Consider the following 14,292-nt stretch of genomic DNA (forward strand, 5'->3'; position numbering starts at 1 on the left):
ACTGTCATGAACCAGGAACACGACACCCAAACTCCACCAGCATCCGCCCGCGCCGAGGCCGCGCGGCAGAAGATGTTGGCCGCCGCCCTCGACGTCTTCGGCCGCTACGGTTTTGACGGCGCCTCGACACGGCAGCTGACCGAAGCCGCCGGCGTCAATCTGCAGGCGATCCCCTATTATTTCGGCAGCAAGGAAGGCCTCTATATCGCCACCGCCGAGTATCTGATGGCCCGCATCGATACGCATGTCGGCGACATGAGAGCCCGCATCGGCACGCGTCTCATGGCGCTCGACGCCGCCGGTGAAACACTCGGCGAAACGCACGCCCGCCTGTTCCTCACAGAAATTCTCCAGACGATGGTGACGCTTTTCGTCGGCAAGGAATCCGAATCCTGGGCACGCTTCCTGATCCGCGAGCAGATGGAGCCGACCGAAGCCTTCGCACGGGTTTATCAGGGCATCATGCTGCCGATGATCGAGATGGGTCGGCGGCTGATCGGCGCCATCCTGCGGGAAGATCCCGCCTCGGAACACGTGCGCCTGCGCACCTTCAACCTTATCGGCAGCATCCTTGTGTTTCGCGTCACCCACGCGGCCGTGCTTGCTCAGATGGAATGGGACGCCGTCGGCCCGGAACAGGTGGAAACCTTGCGCGGCCTCGCCGCCGAACTGGTCGATATGCTCGGCCCCTCGAAGGGAGGCGCGGCATGAAACGCCTCGTCCCCATCACCTTCCTTCTCCTCGTTGCGGCAGGCGCCGCCGCCTGGTGGTACGGCCTGCCTGAAAAGCTCGGCTGGCTGCCCGAGGCCCGCCGCGAATTCGTCCTTTACGGCAATGTCGACATCCGCCAGGTCTCGCTCGGCTTCCGCGTCAGCGGCCGTCTCTCCGAACTCGGCGTCGACGAAGGCGATGTCGTCAAGAGCGGAACGGTTCTGGCAAAGCTCGATGCCGCGCCCTATGAATTCGCCGTCCGCTCAGGCGAAGCCAATGCCTCGGCCCTTCGGGCAACGCTCGACAAGCTGAAGGCGGGCCCCCGCCCGACCGAGATCGCCCAGGCGCGCGCCGCCTATGACGAAAGCCTCGCCGATCTCGAAAATGCCAACCTCGCCTATGACCGAGCCCGCCAGCTTCGTCCGCAGGGCACAATTTCCGAAGCGACGCTCGACCAGGCGACCGCCGCAAGGGCGATGGCCGCTGCCCGCTCCGAGTCCGCCAACGAGGCGCTGAAGCTGCTGCAGGAGGGTTCGCGCATCGAGGATATCGCCGCCGCCGATGCGCAGGTGAAGGCAGCCGAGGCAACGCTCGCCTCGGCCCGCACCTCGCTTGCCGATACCGAGCTGCGCGCACCGAACGACGGCGTCATCCTCTCGCGTGTGCGGGAGAACGGCGCAATCGTCTCGCCGGCCGATACCGTCTTCGTGCTCTCCCTGACCGAGCCCGTCTGGGTGCGCAGCTATGTCGCCGAGCCCGATCTCGGCCGCATCCACCCCGGCATGAAGGTCTCCGTCGCCTCCGATACGGCACCCGACAAGCCCTATGAAGGCACGATCGGTTTCATCTCGCCGGTCGCCGAATTCACCCCGAAATCGGTGGAGACGCCGGAACTGAGGACCGGTCTCGTCTATCGCCTGAGGATCGTCATCGACAAACCAGGCACGGATCTGCGCCAGGGCATGCCGGTTACCGTGCGCCTTCCCCATTCTCAGGCAGACGGACGATGACCGCCGCCGAAACCGCCCCCCGGACAGAGCGGGACGACAGGCCGCTCGTCCGCATCGACGGCGTCACCAAACGTTTCGGCGATGCGCCCGCAGCCCTCGACGCCGTCTCGGGCATCATCGGCGGCGGTGCCATCACCGGCCTCGTCGGCCCTGACGGCGCCGGCAAGACAACGCTGATCCGCCTGATGACCGGCCTGATGCTGCCGGATACGGGGACAGTGGAGGTCCTCGGCTTCGACACCAGGAAGAACGCCGCCGGCATCCAGGCGGCAATCGGCTACATGCCGCAGCGTTTCGGCCTCTATGAGGACCTCTCGGTCCAGGAAAATCTCGATCTCTATGCCGATCTGCGCGGCCTGCCGAAAAGCGAACGCGCGGACGCCTTCGACGAGCTGCTGACCTTCACCGACCTCAAGCGTTTCACCGGCAGGCTCGCCGGCAAACTCTCCGGCGGTATGAAGCAGAAGCTCGGCCTTGCCTGCGCGCTTCTGAAGAAGCCGCGCCTGCTGCTGCTCGATGAACCCGGCGTCGGCGTCGACCCGATCTCGCGCCGCGACCTCTGGAAGATGGTCGAGAACCTGACCAGGGAAGGCATCGGCGTGCTCTGGTCGACCGCTTATCTCGACGAGGCGGAAGCCTGCGACCATGTGCTGCTGCTGAACCAGGGAAAGCTGCTCTTCTCCGGAAAACCGGCGGAGATGACCGAGCGCGTCAACGACCGGGTCTTCAGGGTGTCCGATGTCGCCGGGCGCCGCCGGCAGGTGCTTGCCGAACTCCTGCAGGCCGACGGCGTCATCGACGGCGTGATCCAGGGCGAGGCGATCCGCCTGGTGGCGGCTAAGGACAAAAAGCCCGATATCGGTAAGGCCGGCGACGGCGCATCGCTTAGCCCCGCCCCGCCCCGCTTCGAGGATGCCTTTGTCGATATGCTGGGCGGCGGCCCCGGCGGCCGCTCCAGGCTTGCCGAGGCTCAGGAGCCGCTGAAGGCTGAGGGCGACCGGCCGGTGATCGAGGCCAAGGGCTTGACCAAGCGTTTCGGCGATTTCACCGCCGCCGACGACATCAGCTTCGATATCCGCCGCGGTGAGATCTTCGGCCTGCTCGGCCCGAACGGCGCCGGCAAATCCACGACGTTCAAGATGCTTTGCGGCCTGTTGAAACCGACCGGCGGCGAAGGCCGCGTCGCCGGTTTCGACCTTCGCCGCGATGCCGCCGAAGCCCGCAACCAGCTCGGCTACATGGCGCAGAAATTCTCGCTCTACGGCGATCTCACCGTCATGCAGAATCTCGAATTCTTCGCCGGCGTCTATGGCCTGCGTGGGCAGCGCAAGCGCGAACGCATCGCGCTGATGACCGGCATTTTCGATTTCGGCCGCCACGCCCATGAGCCCGCCAAGGACCTGCCGCTTGGCCTCAAGCAGCGCCTGGCGCTTGCCTGCGCCGTCATGCACGAACCGCGCGCCCTCTTCCTCGACGAACCGACATCGGGCGTCGATCCGATCACCCGGCGCGAGTTCTGGACGCATATCAATGCGCTGGTGGAAAAAGGCGTCACCGTGCTCGTCACCACGCATTTCATGGACGAGGCGGAATATTGCGACCGCATCTCGCTGATCTATCGAGGCCGCTCGATCGCGCTCGGCTCGCCGGATGAATTGAAGGCCCGGGTGGCAACGAAAGAGCAGCCGGACCCGACGATGGAGGATGCCTTCATCGCCCTGGTGCAGCAATCGGAAGCGGAGGATGCTGCATGAGCGCCTCTTCCGGCCGACGTCGGCGTCTTTTTGCCCTCGTGCGCAAGGAAAGCTTCCAGGCGATCCGCGATCCGAGCAGTATCCTCATTGCCTTCGTGCTGCCGCTGATCCTGCTCTTTCTCTTCGGTTACGGCGTCTCGCTCGATACCACCCGAACCCGCATCGGCCTCGTGACCGAGGAGCTGACGCCGCTGACACAGGACCTGTCGGCGAGCTTCCAGGCCTCGCGCTATTTCGATGTCGCAATGGGCCGCGACCGGCGACTGTTCGAGGAAGACCTCGTGCTCGGCAAGGTGCGCGGCATCGTCGTCATCCCGGCCGATTTCACCACGCGTTACACCGCAGGCAACCGTCCCGCCATCCAGGTGATCGTCGACGGTTCCGACCCGAACACCGCCAATTTCGTCCAGAACTACGCCCAGGGCGCCGTCGCCAACTGGGAACAGCAGCGGCAGGCCGACGTCGCCTCCCGCAGTCCCGCCATCGCGGTCGAGCAGCGCTTCTGGTTCAATCCGGAGCTCACCAGCCGCAATTTTCTCGTGCCCGGCTCCATCGCCATCGTCATGACGCTGGTCGGCACGCTGTTGACCTCGCTCGTCGTCGCCCGCGAATGGGAACGCGGCACCATGGAGGCGATGATGGCGACGCCGGTGACGGCGGTCGAACTGCTCACCGGCAAGATCCTGCCCTATTTCCTGCTCGGCCTCACCTCGATGTCGCTCTGCGTGCTGCTTGCCGTCTTCCTGTTCGGCGTGCCGTTCCGCGGCTCGGTCGCCGCCCTTTATGCGCTTTCGGCCGCCTTCCTGATCCCGGCGCTGGGGCAAGGCCTGCTGATCTCGACGGCAACGAAGAACCAGTTCCTCGCCTCGCAGATGGCACTGATCTCTGCCTTCCTGCCGGCCTTTCTGCTCTCGGGCTTTCTGTTCGAGATCAACTCCATGCCTGTTGTCATTCAGTGGATCACCTTCATCGTGCCGGCGCGTTACCTGATCCCCAGCCTGCAGACGGTATTCCTCGCCGGCGACATCTGGCCGATGTTCGCAAAGGCAATCGCCGTCATGCTGGCGATCGGCGCCATCATGTTCGTGCTTGCGGCCCGCAGCACCCGGAAGAGGATCGGCTGAGATGGGATGGACAAGGCTCTACGCCCTCATCGTCAAGGAACTGCTCGCCGTGCTTCGCGACCCCAAGGGCCGCGCCATCCTGATCGGCCCGCCGATCGTCCAGCTTCTCGTCTTCTCCTATGCCGCGACATTGGAAGTGCGCAATGTCGATGTGATGATCCTCAACCGCGACAGCGGTCACTGGGGCCAGGAGCTGATCGAGCGTATCGACGGCTCGCCGACTTTCCGCCGGATCGAGATGGCGGAAAGCCAGGCGGATATCAGGGTGGCGATCGATAACCAGACGGCCATCGCGGCGATCGAGATCGGCCCGGACTTTTCGCGCAATATCGAGGCGGGAACGCCTGCGGATCTGCAGGTGGTGCTCGACGGTCGCCGCTCCAACGCCTCGCAGATCGTCGCCGGCTACCTCTCGCAGATCGGCGGCGCCCTTGCCGCCGAAACACCGGCAGGCAGACGCGCCGGCGCCGGCATCGTCTCATCGGTGCCGCGCAATTGGTTCAACCCGAACCTCACCTACCAATGGTTCATGGTGCCGAACCTGATCGCCAGCATCGCGCTTTTGATCGGCCTGATCGTCACGGCCTTGTCAATCGCCCGCGAGCGCGAACTCGGCACTTTCGACCAGCTGATGGTCTCGCCGCTGCGCCTGCACGAAATCCTGATCGGCAAGCTGATCCCGCCGATGATGATCGGCCTCTTCCACATCACCGTCTATATTCTGGCCGCCGTCTTCCTGTTCGAGGTGCCGCTGCGCGGCTCGCTGTTCCTGCTTTACGGCAGCGCGGTCTTCTACCTCGGTGCAGTCGCAGGCCTCGGTCTCTTCATCTCGGCGCTATCGATGACGCAGCAGCAGGCGATCCTCGGCGCCTTCCTGTTCATGGTCCCGGCCATGCTGCTCTCGGGCTTCGCGACGCCGATCGAAAACATGCCGGCATGGCTGCAGCCGGTGACCCTGATCAACCCGCTGCGTTATTTCCTGGTGATCGTGAAAGGCGTTTTCCTCAAGGATATCCCCTTGAGCGAGGTGGTGAACCAGACAATCCCGCTGGCGCTGATCGCCGCCGTCACACTCAGCGCCGCCGCCTGGCTCTTCCGCCGGCGCCTGGAATAATCCAATACCGCCGCATGCTTCGGTCGGCTCACAGAATGTGAACCGGCCTGCCAAAGCGTGACTCTCTCCTGCGGGAACCTCGGATTGGCGTGGTCGTTACCCAAACGCAACCCCAGCAAAGGAGAAGCAAAATGTACAAGATCCTACTTGTCTCCAGCGCCCTTGCGCTGTCGTCTTTTGCCACCAATGCGTTCGCTGATGGCGCCGTGACCGGTGCAGCCGGCGGCGCCATCACCGGCGCAATCGTCGGTGGTCCCGTGGGTGCTGCCATTGGCGGCGTGGCCGGCGGTGTCGCCGGTGCCGTTGTCGATCCGCCGCCGCGCGAGGTCGTCACCTATGTTGAGCAGCAGCCTGCCCCGACCGCCTCGGTGGTGGTCCAGGAGCCGATCGTCGTCGGCAAGCCGCTTCCGGCTGATGTCGTCGTGACGCCGGTGCCCGACAATCCGAAATATGCCTACACCGTCATCAACGATCGCCATGTGATCGTCGAGCCGCGCACCCACCGCGTGGTGCAGGTCATCGAATAATCAAGCAACCGAGGCCGCCTGCTGCGGCTCGGCAACTTCCGGCCCCGCCTCGGCGGGGCCCTTTTTTCGTGGACTTGCGAAAACGCATTATGCTCGTCGCCGGTTCATGCCCTGTAAGCGACGAGCACCGCACCGCCGGCGATCATGATAACGCCAAGCCAGTTCGGAAGCGTCAGGCGTTCACCCAGGAAAAGCACCGCAAAGACGGCCACGAAGACGACGGAGAGCTTGTCGATCGGGGCGACCCGGGCAGCATCCCCGAGCTTCAGAGCCCGGAAATAGCAAATCCAGGATGCGCCGGTGGCAAGGCCGGAGAGCACCAGGAAGAGCCAGCTCCGGCTCGAAACCGAAGACGGCTCCTGCCAGCTGCCCGTGATATAGACCATCATTGCCGCCGCCAGCAGGATGACGATCGTGCGAACGAAGGTCGCGAAGTCGGAATTGACGTTCTCGACGCCGACCTTGGCGAAAATCGCCGTGAGCGCTGCAAAGCCGGCGGAAAGAAGCGCCCAAAGCGGCCAGCTTGTCAGTAGGCTTTTCATGCCGCTTGTCCTTCCCCCGTTGCGCCTCAATCCTTGGGAAGATTAGACTTTCAGCTCGCGCCGCTCGCGCTCGGTCACCATGGCGAGATCCAGCACCTTCTGCAGGTTGGCGGCGTGGCGGAAGTTCGGGTCCGGCTGGACGCCGGTCGCCACGGCCTCGGCAAAACGCTCGTAGTTGGTCGCCACCGGTTCAACCTCGATCTGCGTCCAGGTGGCGGTTTCGACACCTTCGCCGAGGCAGCCATGCAGCTCGGAGCCGTTGGGGCGATGGATGACCTCAAGACTGCCTTTTTCGCCGTAGATGCGCAGCTTCAGCTCGTTCAGATGGCCCGTGGCCCAGCGGCTGGCGTGGATAACGCCGAGCGCGCCGTTGGCGAAATCGACCGACATGGTGAAGCTGTCATTGGCATCCAGCATATATTCGCCGATCTGGCCGCCCGGCGCCTTGTTGAAGGTCTTCAGCCGCGCGAAGACGTGGTCGATGTCGGTCGCTGCGCCATAGGCGGCGAAATCGAGGATATGGATGCCGACGTCACCAAGCACACCGTTCGAGCCGTGGCCAGTGGAAAGCCGCCACAGCCAGGTCGATTCCGTGCGCCAATCGCCCCAGGCGCGCGACACGAGCCAGCTCTGCAGATAGGAGGCTTCCACATGCCTGATCGTGCCGAGTTCGCCTGATAGTACCATCTCGCGGGCCCGCTGCAACGGCGCGACATTGCGGTAGGTCAGGTTCACCATGTTGATGACGCCGGCCTTTTCCGCTGCCTCCGTCATCTCCAGCGCCTTCGCATAGTTCTCCGCCAGCGGCTTTTCGCAGAACACATGTTTGCCGGCAGCAATCAGCGCCATGGTCGTCGGGTGATGGATCCGGTCGGGCGTGACATTCGTCGCCGCATCGAATTCACCCCAGGCGATCGCCTCTTCAAGGGACAGAAACCGCTTTTCGATGTTGAACTTGTCGGCGAAGGCGGAAAGCCGTTCGGGATCGGTGTCGACGGCGCCGACCACCGTCACGCCATCGATGAGGGAAAAGCGGGCGAGCTGGTTTTTCGCCATCACGCCCGTGCCAAGAACGAGTATTCGCATGGATGCTCCTCAGCGGTAACCGGCTTCGCCGGCCTGGTGCAGTCTCGGGCCGCGTTCGACGATCGGCTCCAGTGCCTTTTCTACCGGCACATTTGGGGCGTCGGTAATGCCAGTCAACGACCCTTGCGGGTTGTACGCCCATTTGACGCCGTTGATCAGCACCTTCTGGACGGTGGCGTCGTGATAGGTCGGATAGGTCTCGTGGCCGGGGCGGAAATAGAAGATGTTGCCGGCGCCGCGCCGCCAGGTCAGGCCGGAGCGGAACACTTCACCGCCCTGGAACCAGGAGATGAACACCGTTTCGAGCGGCTCCGGCACCGAGAACTGCTCGCCGTACATCTCCTCGTTCTCGAGTTCGAAATGCTCGCCGATGCCGGCGGCGATCGGATGGCGCGGGTTGATCGTCCACAGCCGCTCGCGCTCGCCCGCCTCGCGCCATTTCAGCGCGCAGGGTGTGCCCATCAGCCGTTTGAAGATCTTCGAGAAATGGCCGGAATGCAGGACAAGCAGGCCCATGCCTTCCCAGACGCGCTTGGCGACCCGCTCGACGACGATGTCGGAGACGGCGCCGTGATCCTTATGGCCCCACCAGGTCAACACGTCGGTTTCGGCAAGGCGGGCTTCACTCAGCCCATGTTCCGGCTCTTGCAGCGTCGCCGTCGTCGCCGAAATGCCAGGGTCGGTATTCAAAGCATTGGCGATCGTCGTATGCATGCCCTCGGGATAGATCCCCCGGACAATCTCATTGGTAGTCTCGTGGATATTCTCTCCCCAGACGACGGTGCGAATGGCCATGATGTGCTCCTGTAGAAACTGGAAGTATCGAGAGGCAGGAAGGCAGGGATTCAAAGCGCTTTGGAAAACAGCGCCGGCTGCGCCTCGTCTCCTCCACGTCTCAGCAACACATAGACCTTTGTCAGGAATTTGACAAAGGGGAAAATTTACCGCCGGAAGATCGAAAATCAGGCAGGAAATATCACAGCAATATCAATGAGAAACCGATTTCGAGAAGAGATTGACGACCACAACGCCTGAAATGATCAGCCCGAGCCCGACGATCGCCGGCAGGTCGAGACGCTGCTTGAAGAAGACCAGGCCGACGGAGGAAATCAGGACGATTCCCAAAGCGCTCCAAATTGCATAGGCGATGCCGACAGGGATGCTTTTCAGCGTCAGCGACAGGCAGTAGAAGGCGGCCGCATAACAGGCGACGACGAGCACCGTCGGCCCGATGCGGGTGAACTGCTGCGACAGCTGCAGCGCGGTCGTGCCGATGACCTCGAGCACGATGGCGGCAAACAACAGCCCGTAGACGGCGGCCTGGCTCATGGCGAAATTCCTTCGGATTATTTCCCGGTCAGTTCGACAAGGCGATCGATGAGATCCCGCCTCAGAACGCCGTCGATATCATGGCTTTCCAGCGTATCTGCGAACCACAGCCCGTCGGCGGCAAAACGCACGACCTGTGCGTCGAGGGAGGAATCGGTGCCGACATATTCCTCCGCCCGCGCCTGCACCCATTGGCGCCAGCGAAGACGCAGCCGGGGTTCGGCAAGAAGCGCGATCGTCACCTGCGTCCAGCTCCTGGAATCGTCGGGACGATCCTTGAGACCGGATACGGCCCGCAGATAGGCGCGGGTGAAACGGCCCTGCGGCAGCGGATCGCCGCGCATCAATTCCTCTATATCGGCGTCGAACTTTTGAAGCAGGCTCTCGAACAGGGCATCCAGCAGCGCATTCTTCGTCGGGAAGTGATGCAGCAGCCCGCCCTTGCTGACGCTGGAGGCGGCGGAGACCGCATCGAGCGTGACCGCGGCCATGCCTTCGCTGGCAGCAAGGCGCGCCGCGACATCCAGCAACTGCTGGCGCACAAGGATGGGCTGTTTCTTGCGATGATGAGCGTTCGACATTTAATTAAAAGATACCGTCTGGACGGTTTTGTCAAGGAGAATCGGTCGAAGCCCCTGCGCTACAGGCATTATGAGCAAAATGCCGCGGCAGCTTGATGACAGTTGCGATCATTTTACCCCCGGTGCATGAAGGTGGCAGACGGGGAATGATATCTGGGATGGTTTCGTGACGGAGAAGGTCACCACTTTATATGAAGCGATCGGCGGCGATCCTGCCGTGCGGGCGCTGACGCACCGTTTCTACGAACTGATGGACAAGCTGCCGGAGGCAAGCAACGTGCGCGCCGTGCACCCGCCGAGCCTTCACGGCAGCGAAGAGAAATTCTACGAATATATGAGCGGCTATCTCGGCGGCCCGCCGCTTTATACCGACAAACGCGGCCATCCGCGCCTGCGCAGCCGCCATTTCGTCGCCGAGATCGGCCCCGTCGAGCGCGACGAGTGGCTGCTCTGCTTCCGCCGCGCCCTCGACGAGACGATATCAAGCCAGGCGCTGCGCGATCTCATCTGGGCGCCGGTGGAGCGGCTCGCCTACCACATGCAGAACAGGGAATAACCATGAGCCTGAATGCGCGTCTGGAGCCAGTGCTCTATCTTTTTGCCGGTGTGTTCGGCGTCGCCGGCGTGGCTCTTGCGGCTCTTGCCGCCCATGGCGGCGGGCAAGCCAACCTGGCGGCATCCGCATCCGCCATGTGCCTCGCGCACGCCCCTGCCCTGCTGGCATTGGCTCTTAGCACCGCCAAGCTCAAAACCGCCTGGCTGGCCGGTTTTCTGATGATTGTTGGAACGCTGCTCTTTGCCGGCGATCTCGTTACCCTGCGTTTTGCCGGTTCTGGTCTCTTCCCCTACGCCGCCCCGACCGGCGGCTGGGCGATGATGCTGGGGTGGCTGGCCGTTGCGGCAGGCGCTGTGTTTCGGGTTCGCTCCTGAGAGAGCTTTGGCTGAGGATGCTCCATATCAGAGCAATCCATCCGGAAATGGGGGCTGATGGGAAGGCACGAACCTCTCCTCCCTCATCCCTGTGCTCGTCACAGGGATCCAGTGCGCCCAAGTCCTTGGGCGCGAGAGAAGCTTTTCAACTTCGTCTTGAGTTATTCACCGCGCGGACGCGCGGTGGCTGGATTCCTGTGACGAGCACAGGAATGAGGTGCGGAGGTTAGCGGCCTTCAGTTAAATTTTCGGTTGGCACGCGAGGCGCCTTCCGCAGTTATACGCCCTCAACCACATTAAACCCCTCAAAAACCGGCGGGCCCTTGTACATGGCCTTGCGGTCGCCGGCATTGCGGTGCGCCGCGCGAAAATTCTCGGACTTCGTCCAGTTCTGGAAATCCGCTTCGCTCGTCCAGACCGTATGCGAGGAATAGAGCGTGTAGCCCTCCTCTTCGCTGGCCTTGCCGCGCAACAGGCGGAATTCGACGAAACCGGGCACGTTGGCTAGGCTGGAAGCGCGATCGCGCCATACCGTCTCGAAATCACCTTCGTTCCCGGTTGCGACCTTGAAGCGGTTCATTGCGATATACATGCGATCTCCTTACGCCTTCCTCTTGCCGGCCCTTGCCGCATAAGAGGGAAAGGCGACAACATTATTGCCGTTTGCCGCCGCCGGGCCAAGTGGCCTCGTCGTTGCTTCTCCGGGCATGCGTGCTTCCCAGGTCGGGAACAGCGCCACATTCTGGTAAATCTCCTGGCGTTCGGCATGCTGCCGGAAAAGTTCGTAGAACTCGGGCACGAGGCCCTCGCCCGTCTGCGCGGCAAGCTTGTGCAGGCCGATCATGGTGAAGCCATCGGGACGCTGGTCTTTCATCGGGAATTGTCTCGCTCGTTCATCGTCTGCAGCGCACGCTCTAGGCTGGACTTGCTGCCGTTGCGTAGCGGGATGAAGGCCTTGCCGAACTTTTTGCAGCCGGTCTTCACGCGCAGGCAGGCATCGTGGCTGATACAGTCGATCGGGCAGAACACGCAGTCGACCGACGGCAGCACGGTATCGATGCGGGATACCGCTTCGCGCAGGCCGCCGTCGTGATGAAGGAGTTCGGCGCCGAAATTGCTGGCGATCTGGCGAAGATGCGCCACTTGGCAGTCACGCCCGCCGACATAGAGGAAACTGCGGCCATCCAGTTTGGATCGCCCGGCGGACGCCTGAGCAACGCCCTCGCCCGCGACGTCGCGGACCTCCCGGTTCGATCCCTTCTTGCCCTTGCGAGCCATATACCACCCGTTCACTCGTTGATCGTCACACGATTCCTGCGTGTGCGGGTGGACTTTATTAAACTTGATTTTTAGAGTAAAGTATAAAGTTGATTATTTTTATCATATTTTATCGGGCTGTCACCTGGATTGGAAAAGTGTACGAGCGCGAGGATGCGGCCCAGTCATCCGGCATGGCGGGAAGGCTGCAGGAAGCGACCCGGGAAATAACCGCACTATCCACATCAGCCAATCCCGAACCTCTGACAAGGCCCGATGCGGTAATGTTTCCGTTGCGGTTGATCGTGATACGAACATTCAAGGACGCGGATTCGCGACGATATCGCGATTCAATCCGGTCGACGCAACGGAATAGTCGCGAGACGAGCTTGCCTTGGTAGTTGGCTTCGGAGGCACCCCCGGTCCCAATCCTTCCGCCCGACGTGCGTGAATTGTTGTCGGAGTTGGCGTCAGCCCGCCCGTCGGCGGCGCCCCTGCGCGCCTCCTGGTTGGCATCCCCCTCGGAGCCCTGCGCCTTCTTTGGAGGCTGTTTTTTTTCCACCGGCTTCTTTTCAGCCGGTTTTTCCAACTTTGGTTTTGGCATCGGCATGACGATCTCTGCTGGCGGCTCAGGCTCAGGAGAAATTGCGGCCGTCTCAACAGGTTTAATCTCTTCCGGCTCTGACTGTATCGCGGCCGCGACGGGAGGCTGCGCGGATGTTATCGGCAGCTCCGGCGATTGCTCAGGCACTATTGTTGACATCGGCTGTGCGACTGAGGTTTCCGCAGGGCCTTCCGATACGAGGACTTCCGGTTCTGCGGCCGTCACCGTCTCCGCGGACTGACGCGTAACCTCCTGCGTGGGCTGAACAGCTTCGACAGGCTCCGCGTCAGTCGGTTGGACAGTTTCCGGTTGAACGGCCTGCGGCTGTACTTCTGCGGTCTCGACTGGCTTAATAGTGTCGGGTTCAACCGCTTCTGGAACGACTTCTTCCTGTATAGTCACCTCGGTCTCGCCGGCTGCGCTCTGATCGGCGTCGGAACTCCCGAGCATGACGACGCTGATCGCTTCGCCTGCCTCCATCAGCATCTCATCCGAGGGCTTAGGCATAACCGCAAGCAAGGTGACGGCCAACGCGGCATGAAAAAAGAACGAACCGACACAAGTCAGCGCCAGCCGTCGCCGCACCGGCTTCTTCTCGTCATCCTGCTTTTCCACCGTCGCATCCATCGGCGGCGCCGAGAGCGGAGCGGCCGGTGCGGTTTCCGGATGATCGGGAAAGGAGGATATCTGGGCAAAACGTGTGTAATGGATCACCGTTTCGCCGGCTGGCTGCCGCTGCGCATTGCGCAGTTCGGAAAGCTCATGGCCAGGATGCATGCCGGGCGTATTGTCGTTCAGGCTACTATCGGCGTCCGCCTCCCCGATGAGCACCTGTCTCGATCTGGATTTTGCTGAAATCGCCATTGTGTACGCCTTAGACAGCCGGAAAACATGTCCGCCGGGGATCATCCCCGGCATGATCTTAGCCCTCGAAGGGAACCGAAATCTGCGAGCGGGTGACGAGACCCTTCATGCATTCGCCCGCTGCCGGCCCGTCGCAGACCGGCGTGTCGTTGATGAGGATGCGGGTTACGCTCTCGCATTTGACATTCGGCATATCGAACTGGCGCACGCGCTTCTTGCCCTGCGGCAGCTCGCGGAAATCGAGCACGGTGATGCGGTCGACGGCATTCTTGTCGTTGAAGAAGGCAAGCTCGAAGGAGACCTTGTTGATGGCGGCAGGCAGCTGGTTCAGCGCCACGAAGGTCATCATGCAGCCCTTCTGCGAGGGCGCCAGCGAATTGAGTTCGACATCGAGGGAAGCTGCCGGTGCCGCCTCCTGCGCCTGACATACGCTTGAAAACGCCATCGCCATGCCGGCCGCAACAGCCGCAAACCTACCTGTCATGAAACCTTCTCCGTCATCGTCGAGAGCCGCCGGCAGGCAGCTCATATCAGCAATTTCGAAAACTTGACCATAATAGTCTCCTATTGCGTCTTTAAAAAACTATGAGTAAGAAAGTCAAGATAAATGTCATCACAACCGGGGAGCCAGATCCCCGGCCTCACGGAATTGCCAACCGAAATGATGGTTGAAAAGCCAGATAACTTTAAGCACGTGCCGCTGCCGAGCGAGCCCGCGGCGCAGCACCGGATCGTCGAAAGCGCGGATCTTTTCCGCGGCACGAACGAGATCATGATCAGACACGAGGGCGTGACCTATCGCCTGAAGATCACCCGTCAGGGCAAGCTCATTCTCAATAAGTAGGGCCAACAGTAGGTA

The 14,292-nt window shown here is 62.2% G+C and carries 19 protein-coding genes; 9 read left to right on the plus strand and 10 right to left on the minus strand.

The features are described 5' to 3' along the window. The first annotated feature begins 6 nt into the window (after nt 1-6). The 6 genes from CO657_RS15370 to CO657_RS15395 all read left to right on the plus strand — a co-directional run bounded on the left by CO657_RS15370 (nt 7) and on the right by CO657_RS15395 (nt 6,240). Nucleotides 7-711, plus strand: coding sequence for a CerR family C-terminal domain-containing protein (locus CO657_RS15370; protein WP_054182965.1), 705 nt, complete (start codon nt 7-9; stop codon nt 709-711). Then, nucleotides 708-1,721, plus strand: coding sequence for a secretion protein HlyD (gene hlyD, locus CO657_RS15375; RefSeq protein ID WP_054182862.1), 1,014 nt, complete (start codon nt 708-710; stop codon nt 1,719-1,721). The genes CO657_RS15370 and hlyD overlap by 4 nt, the downstream gene beginning before the upstream one ends. Beyond that, nucleotides 1,718-3,475: an ATP-binding cassette domain-containing protein gene (locus CO657_RS15380; protein ID WP_054182863.1), complete on the plus strand. Its 1,758-nt coding sequence runs from the start codon at nt 1,718-1,720 to the stop codon at nt 3,473-3,475. Before hlyD ends, CO657_RS15380 begins: the two co-directional genes overlap by 4 nt. Continuing rightward, nucleotides 3,472-4,599 (plus strand): ABC transporter permease, encoded by a 1,128-nt coding sequence (locus tag CO657_RS15385; RefSeq protein ID WP_054182864.1) that lies wholly within the window; start codon nt 3,472-3,474, stop codon nt 4,597-4,599. The genes CO657_RS15380 and CO657_RS15385 overlap by 4 nt, the downstream gene beginning before the upstream one ends. Nucleotide 4,600: 1 nt before the next feature. Beyond that, nucleotides 4,601-5,713, plus strand: a complete 1,113-nt coding sequence (locus tag CO657_RS15390; RefSeq protein WP_054182865.1) for an ABC transporter permease — start codon at nt 4,601-4,603, stop codon at nt 5,711-5,713. A gap of 131 nt (nt 5,714-5,844) precedes the next feature. Next, on the plus strand, nt 5,845-6,240 hold the full coding sequence (locus CO657_RS15395) for a DUF1236 domain-containing protein (protein WP_003590658.1): 396 nt from the start codon (nt 5,845-5,847) through the stop codon (nt 6,238-6,240). A 104-nt stretch (nt 6,241-6,344) separates the two neighbouring features. Here CO657_RS15395 and CO657_RS15400 read toward each other — a convergent pair whose 3' ends face one another. From CO657_RS15400 to CO657_RS15420, 5 genes are all read right to left on the minus strand, one after another. Further along, nucleotides 6,345-6,782 (minus strand): EamA family transporter, encoded by a 438-nt coding sequence (locus CO657_RS15400; protein ID WP_054182866.1) that lies wholly within the window; start codon nt 6,780-6,782, stop codon nt 6,345-6,347. A 42-nt stretch (nt 6,783-6,824) separates the two neighbouring features. After that, nucleotides 6,825-7,868: a Gfo/Idh/MocA family protein gene (locus CO657_RS15405; RefSeq protein WP_054182867.1), complete on the minus strand. Its 1,044-nt coding sequence runs from the start codon at nt 7,866-7,868 to the stop codon at nt 6,825-6,827. A 9-nt stretch (nt 7,869-7,877) separates the two neighbouring features. Next, nucleotides 7,878-8,663 carry a ThuA domain-containing protein gene (locus CO657_RS15410; RefSeq protein WP_054182868.1) on the minus strand — a complete coding sequence of 262 codons (786 nt, stop codon included), beginning with the start codon at nt 8,661-8,663 and terminating at the stop codon, nt 7,878-7,880. Nucleotides 8,664-8,855: 192 nt separating this feature from the next. Further along, on the minus strand, nt 8,856-9,197 hold the full coding sequence (locus CO657_RS15415; RefSeq protein WP_003590653.1) for an SMR family transporter: 342 nt from the start codon (nt 9,195-9,197) through the stop codon (nt 8,856-8,858). A gap of 17 nt (nt 9,198-9,214) precedes the next feature. Next, nucleotides 9,215-9,778 carry a TetR/AcrR family transcriptional regulator gene (locus tag CO657_RS15420; RefSeq protein ID WP_054182869.1) on the minus strand — a complete coding sequence of 188 codons (564 nt, stop codon included), beginning with the start codon at nt 9,776-9,778 and terminating at the stop codon, nt 9,215-9,217. A gap of 166 nt (nt 9,779-9,944) precedes the next feature. Between CO657_RS15420 and CO657_RS15425 the strand changes: the two genes are divergently transcribed. Further along, nucleotides 9,945-10,334: a group II truncated hemoglobin gene (locus CO657_RS15425; protein ID WP_054182870.1), complete on the plus strand. Its 390-nt coding sequence runs from the start codon at nt 9,945-9,947 to the stop codon at nt 10,332-10,334. A gap of 2 nt (nt 10,335-10,336) precedes the next feature. Beyond that, a complete protein-coding gene (locus CO657_RS15430; RefSeq protein ID WP_054182871.1) occupies nt 10,337-10,708 on the plus strand; it encodes a DUF423 domain-containing protein in 372 nt (123 codons plus the stop codon). Nucleotides 10,709-10,985: 277 nt separating this feature from the next. Here CO657_RS15430 and hmuQ read toward each other — a convergent pair whose 3' ends face one another. From hmuQ to CO657_RS15455, 5 genes are all read right to left on the minus strand, one after another. Continuing rightward, nucleotides 10,986-11,300: a heme-degrading protein HmuQ gene (gene hmuQ / locus CO657_RS15435; protein ID WP_054182872.1), complete on the minus strand. Its 315-nt coding sequence runs from the start codon at nt 11,298-11,300 to the stop codon at nt 10,986-10,988. A 9-nt stretch (nt 11,301-11,309) separates the two neighbouring features. Continuing rightward, the gene (locus tag CO657_RS15440) at nt 11,310-11,582 is read right to left on the minus strand and encodes a hypothetical protein (protein ID WP_054182873.1); all 273 of its coding nucleotides are present in this window, start codon (nt 11,580-11,582) and stop codon (nt 11,310-11,312) included. Continuing rightward, the gene (locus tag CO657_RS15445; protein WP_003590644.1) at nt 11,579-11,986 is read right to left on the minus strand and encodes a DUF2325 domain-containing protein; all 408 of its coding nucleotides are present in this window, start codon (nt 11,984-11,986) and stop codon (nt 11,579-11,581) included. The genes CO657_RS15440 and CO657_RS15445 overlap by 4 nt, the downstream gene beginning before the upstream one ends. A gap of 109 nt (nt 11,987-12,095) precedes the next feature. Further along, entirely contained in the window at nt 12,096-13,433 is a 1,338-nt protein-coding gene (locus CO657_RS15450) for an energy transducer TonB family protein (protein WP_054182966.1), read from the minus strand. A 58-nt stretch (nt 13,434-13,491) separates the two neighbouring features. After that, complete coding sequence (locus tag CO657_RS15455; protein WP_054182967.1) at nt 13,492-13,917, minus strand: hypothetical protein; 426 nt, start codon at nt 13,915-13,917, stop codon at nt 13,492-13,494. Nucleotides 13,918-14,094: 177 nt separating this feature from the next. Between CO657_RS15455 and hemP the strand changes: the two genes are divergently transcribed. Beyond that, complete coding sequence (hemP, locus tag CO657_RS15460; protein ID WP_054182874.1) at nt 14,095-14,277, plus strand: hemin uptake protein HemP; 183 nt, start codon at nt 14,095-14,097, stop codon at nt 14,275-14,277. The last annotated feature ends 15 nt before the right edge of the window (nt 14,278-14,292 follow it).

The sequence above is a fragment of the Rhizobium acidisoli genome (genome assembly GCF_002531755.2).
In the GTDB taxonomy this organism is placed as follows: domain Bacteria; phylum Pseudomonadota; class Alphaproteobacteria; order Rhizobiales; family Rhizobiaceae; genus Rhizobium; species Rhizobium acidisoli.

Excerpts from the sequence above, each read along its gene's own strand:
- CO657_RS15370 (WP_054182965.1), top strand. The coding sequence starts at position 7 with ATGAACCAGGAACACGACACCCAAACTCCACCAGCATCCGCCCGCGCC.
- hlyD (WP_054182862.1), top strand. The coding sequence starts at position 708 with ATGAAACGCCTCGTCCCCATCACCTTCCTTCTCCTCGTTGCGGCAGGC.
- CO657_RS15380 (WP_054182863.1), top strand. The coding sequence starts at position 1,718 with ATGACCGCCGCCGAAACCGCCCCCCGGACAGAGCGGGACGACAGGCCG.
- CO657_RS15385 (WP_054182864.1), top strand. The coding sequence starts at position 3,472 with ATGAGCGCCTCTTCCGGCCGACGTCGGCGTCTTTTTGCCCTCGTGCGC.
- CO657_RS15390 (WP_054182865.1), top strand. The coding sequence starts at position 4,601 with ATGGGATGGACAAGGCTCTACGCCCTCATCGTCAAGGAACTGCTCGCC.
- CO657_RS15395 (WP_003590658.1), top strand. The coding sequence starts at position 5,845 with ATGTACAAGATCCTACTTGTCTCCAGCGCCCTTGCGCTGTCGTCTTTT.
- CO657_RS15400 (WP_054182866.1), bottom strand. The coding sequence starts at position 6,782 with ATGAAAAGCCTACTGACAAGCTGGCCGCTTTGGGCGCTTCTTTCCGCC.
- CO657_RS15405 (WP_054182867.1), bottom strand. The coding sequence starts at position 7,868 with ATGCGAATACTCGTTCTTGGCACGGGCGTGATGGCGAAAAACCAGCTC.
- CO657_RS15410 (WP_054182868.1), bottom strand. The coding sequence starts at position 8,663 with ATGGCCATTCGCACCGTCGTCTGGGGAGAGAATATCCACGAGACTACC.
- CO657_RS15415 (WP_003590653.1), bottom strand. The coding sequence starts at position 9,197 with ATGAGCCAGGCCGCCGTCTACGGGCTGTTGTTTGCCGCCATCGTGCTC.
- CO657_RS15420 (WP_054182869.1), bottom strand. The coding sequence starts at position 9,778 with ATGTCGAACGCTCATCATCGCAAGAAACAGCCCATCCTTGTGCGCCAG.
- CO657_RS15430 (WP_054182871.1), top strand. The coding sequence starts at position 10,337 with ATGAGCCTGAATGCGCGTCTGGAGCCAGTGCTCTATCTTTTTGCCGGT.
- hmuQ (WP_054182872.1), bottom strand. The coding sequence starts at position 11,300 with ATGTATATCGCAATGAACCGCTTCAAGGTCGCAACCGGGAACGAAGGT.
- CO657_RS15440 (WP_054182873.1), bottom strand. The coding sequence starts at position 11,582 with ATGAAAGACCAGCGTCCCGATGGCTTCACCATGATCGGCCTGCACAAG.
- CO657_RS15445 (WP_003590644.1), bottom strand. The coding sequence starts at position 11,986 with ATGGCTCGCAAGGGCAAGAAGGGATCGAACCGGGAGGTCCGCGACGTC.
- CO657_RS15450 (WP_054182966.1), bottom strand. The coding sequence starts at position 13,433 with ATGGCGATTTCAGCAAAATCCAGATCGAGACAGGTGCTCATCGGGGAG.
- CO657_RS15455 (WP_054182967.1), bottom strand. The coding sequence starts at position 13,917 with ATGACAGGTAGGTTTGCGGCTGTTGCGGCCGGCATGGCGATGGCGTTT.
- hemP (WP_054182874.1), top strand. The coding sequence starts at position 14,095 with ATGATGGTTGAAAAGCCAGATAACTTTAAGCACGTGCCGCTGCCGAGC.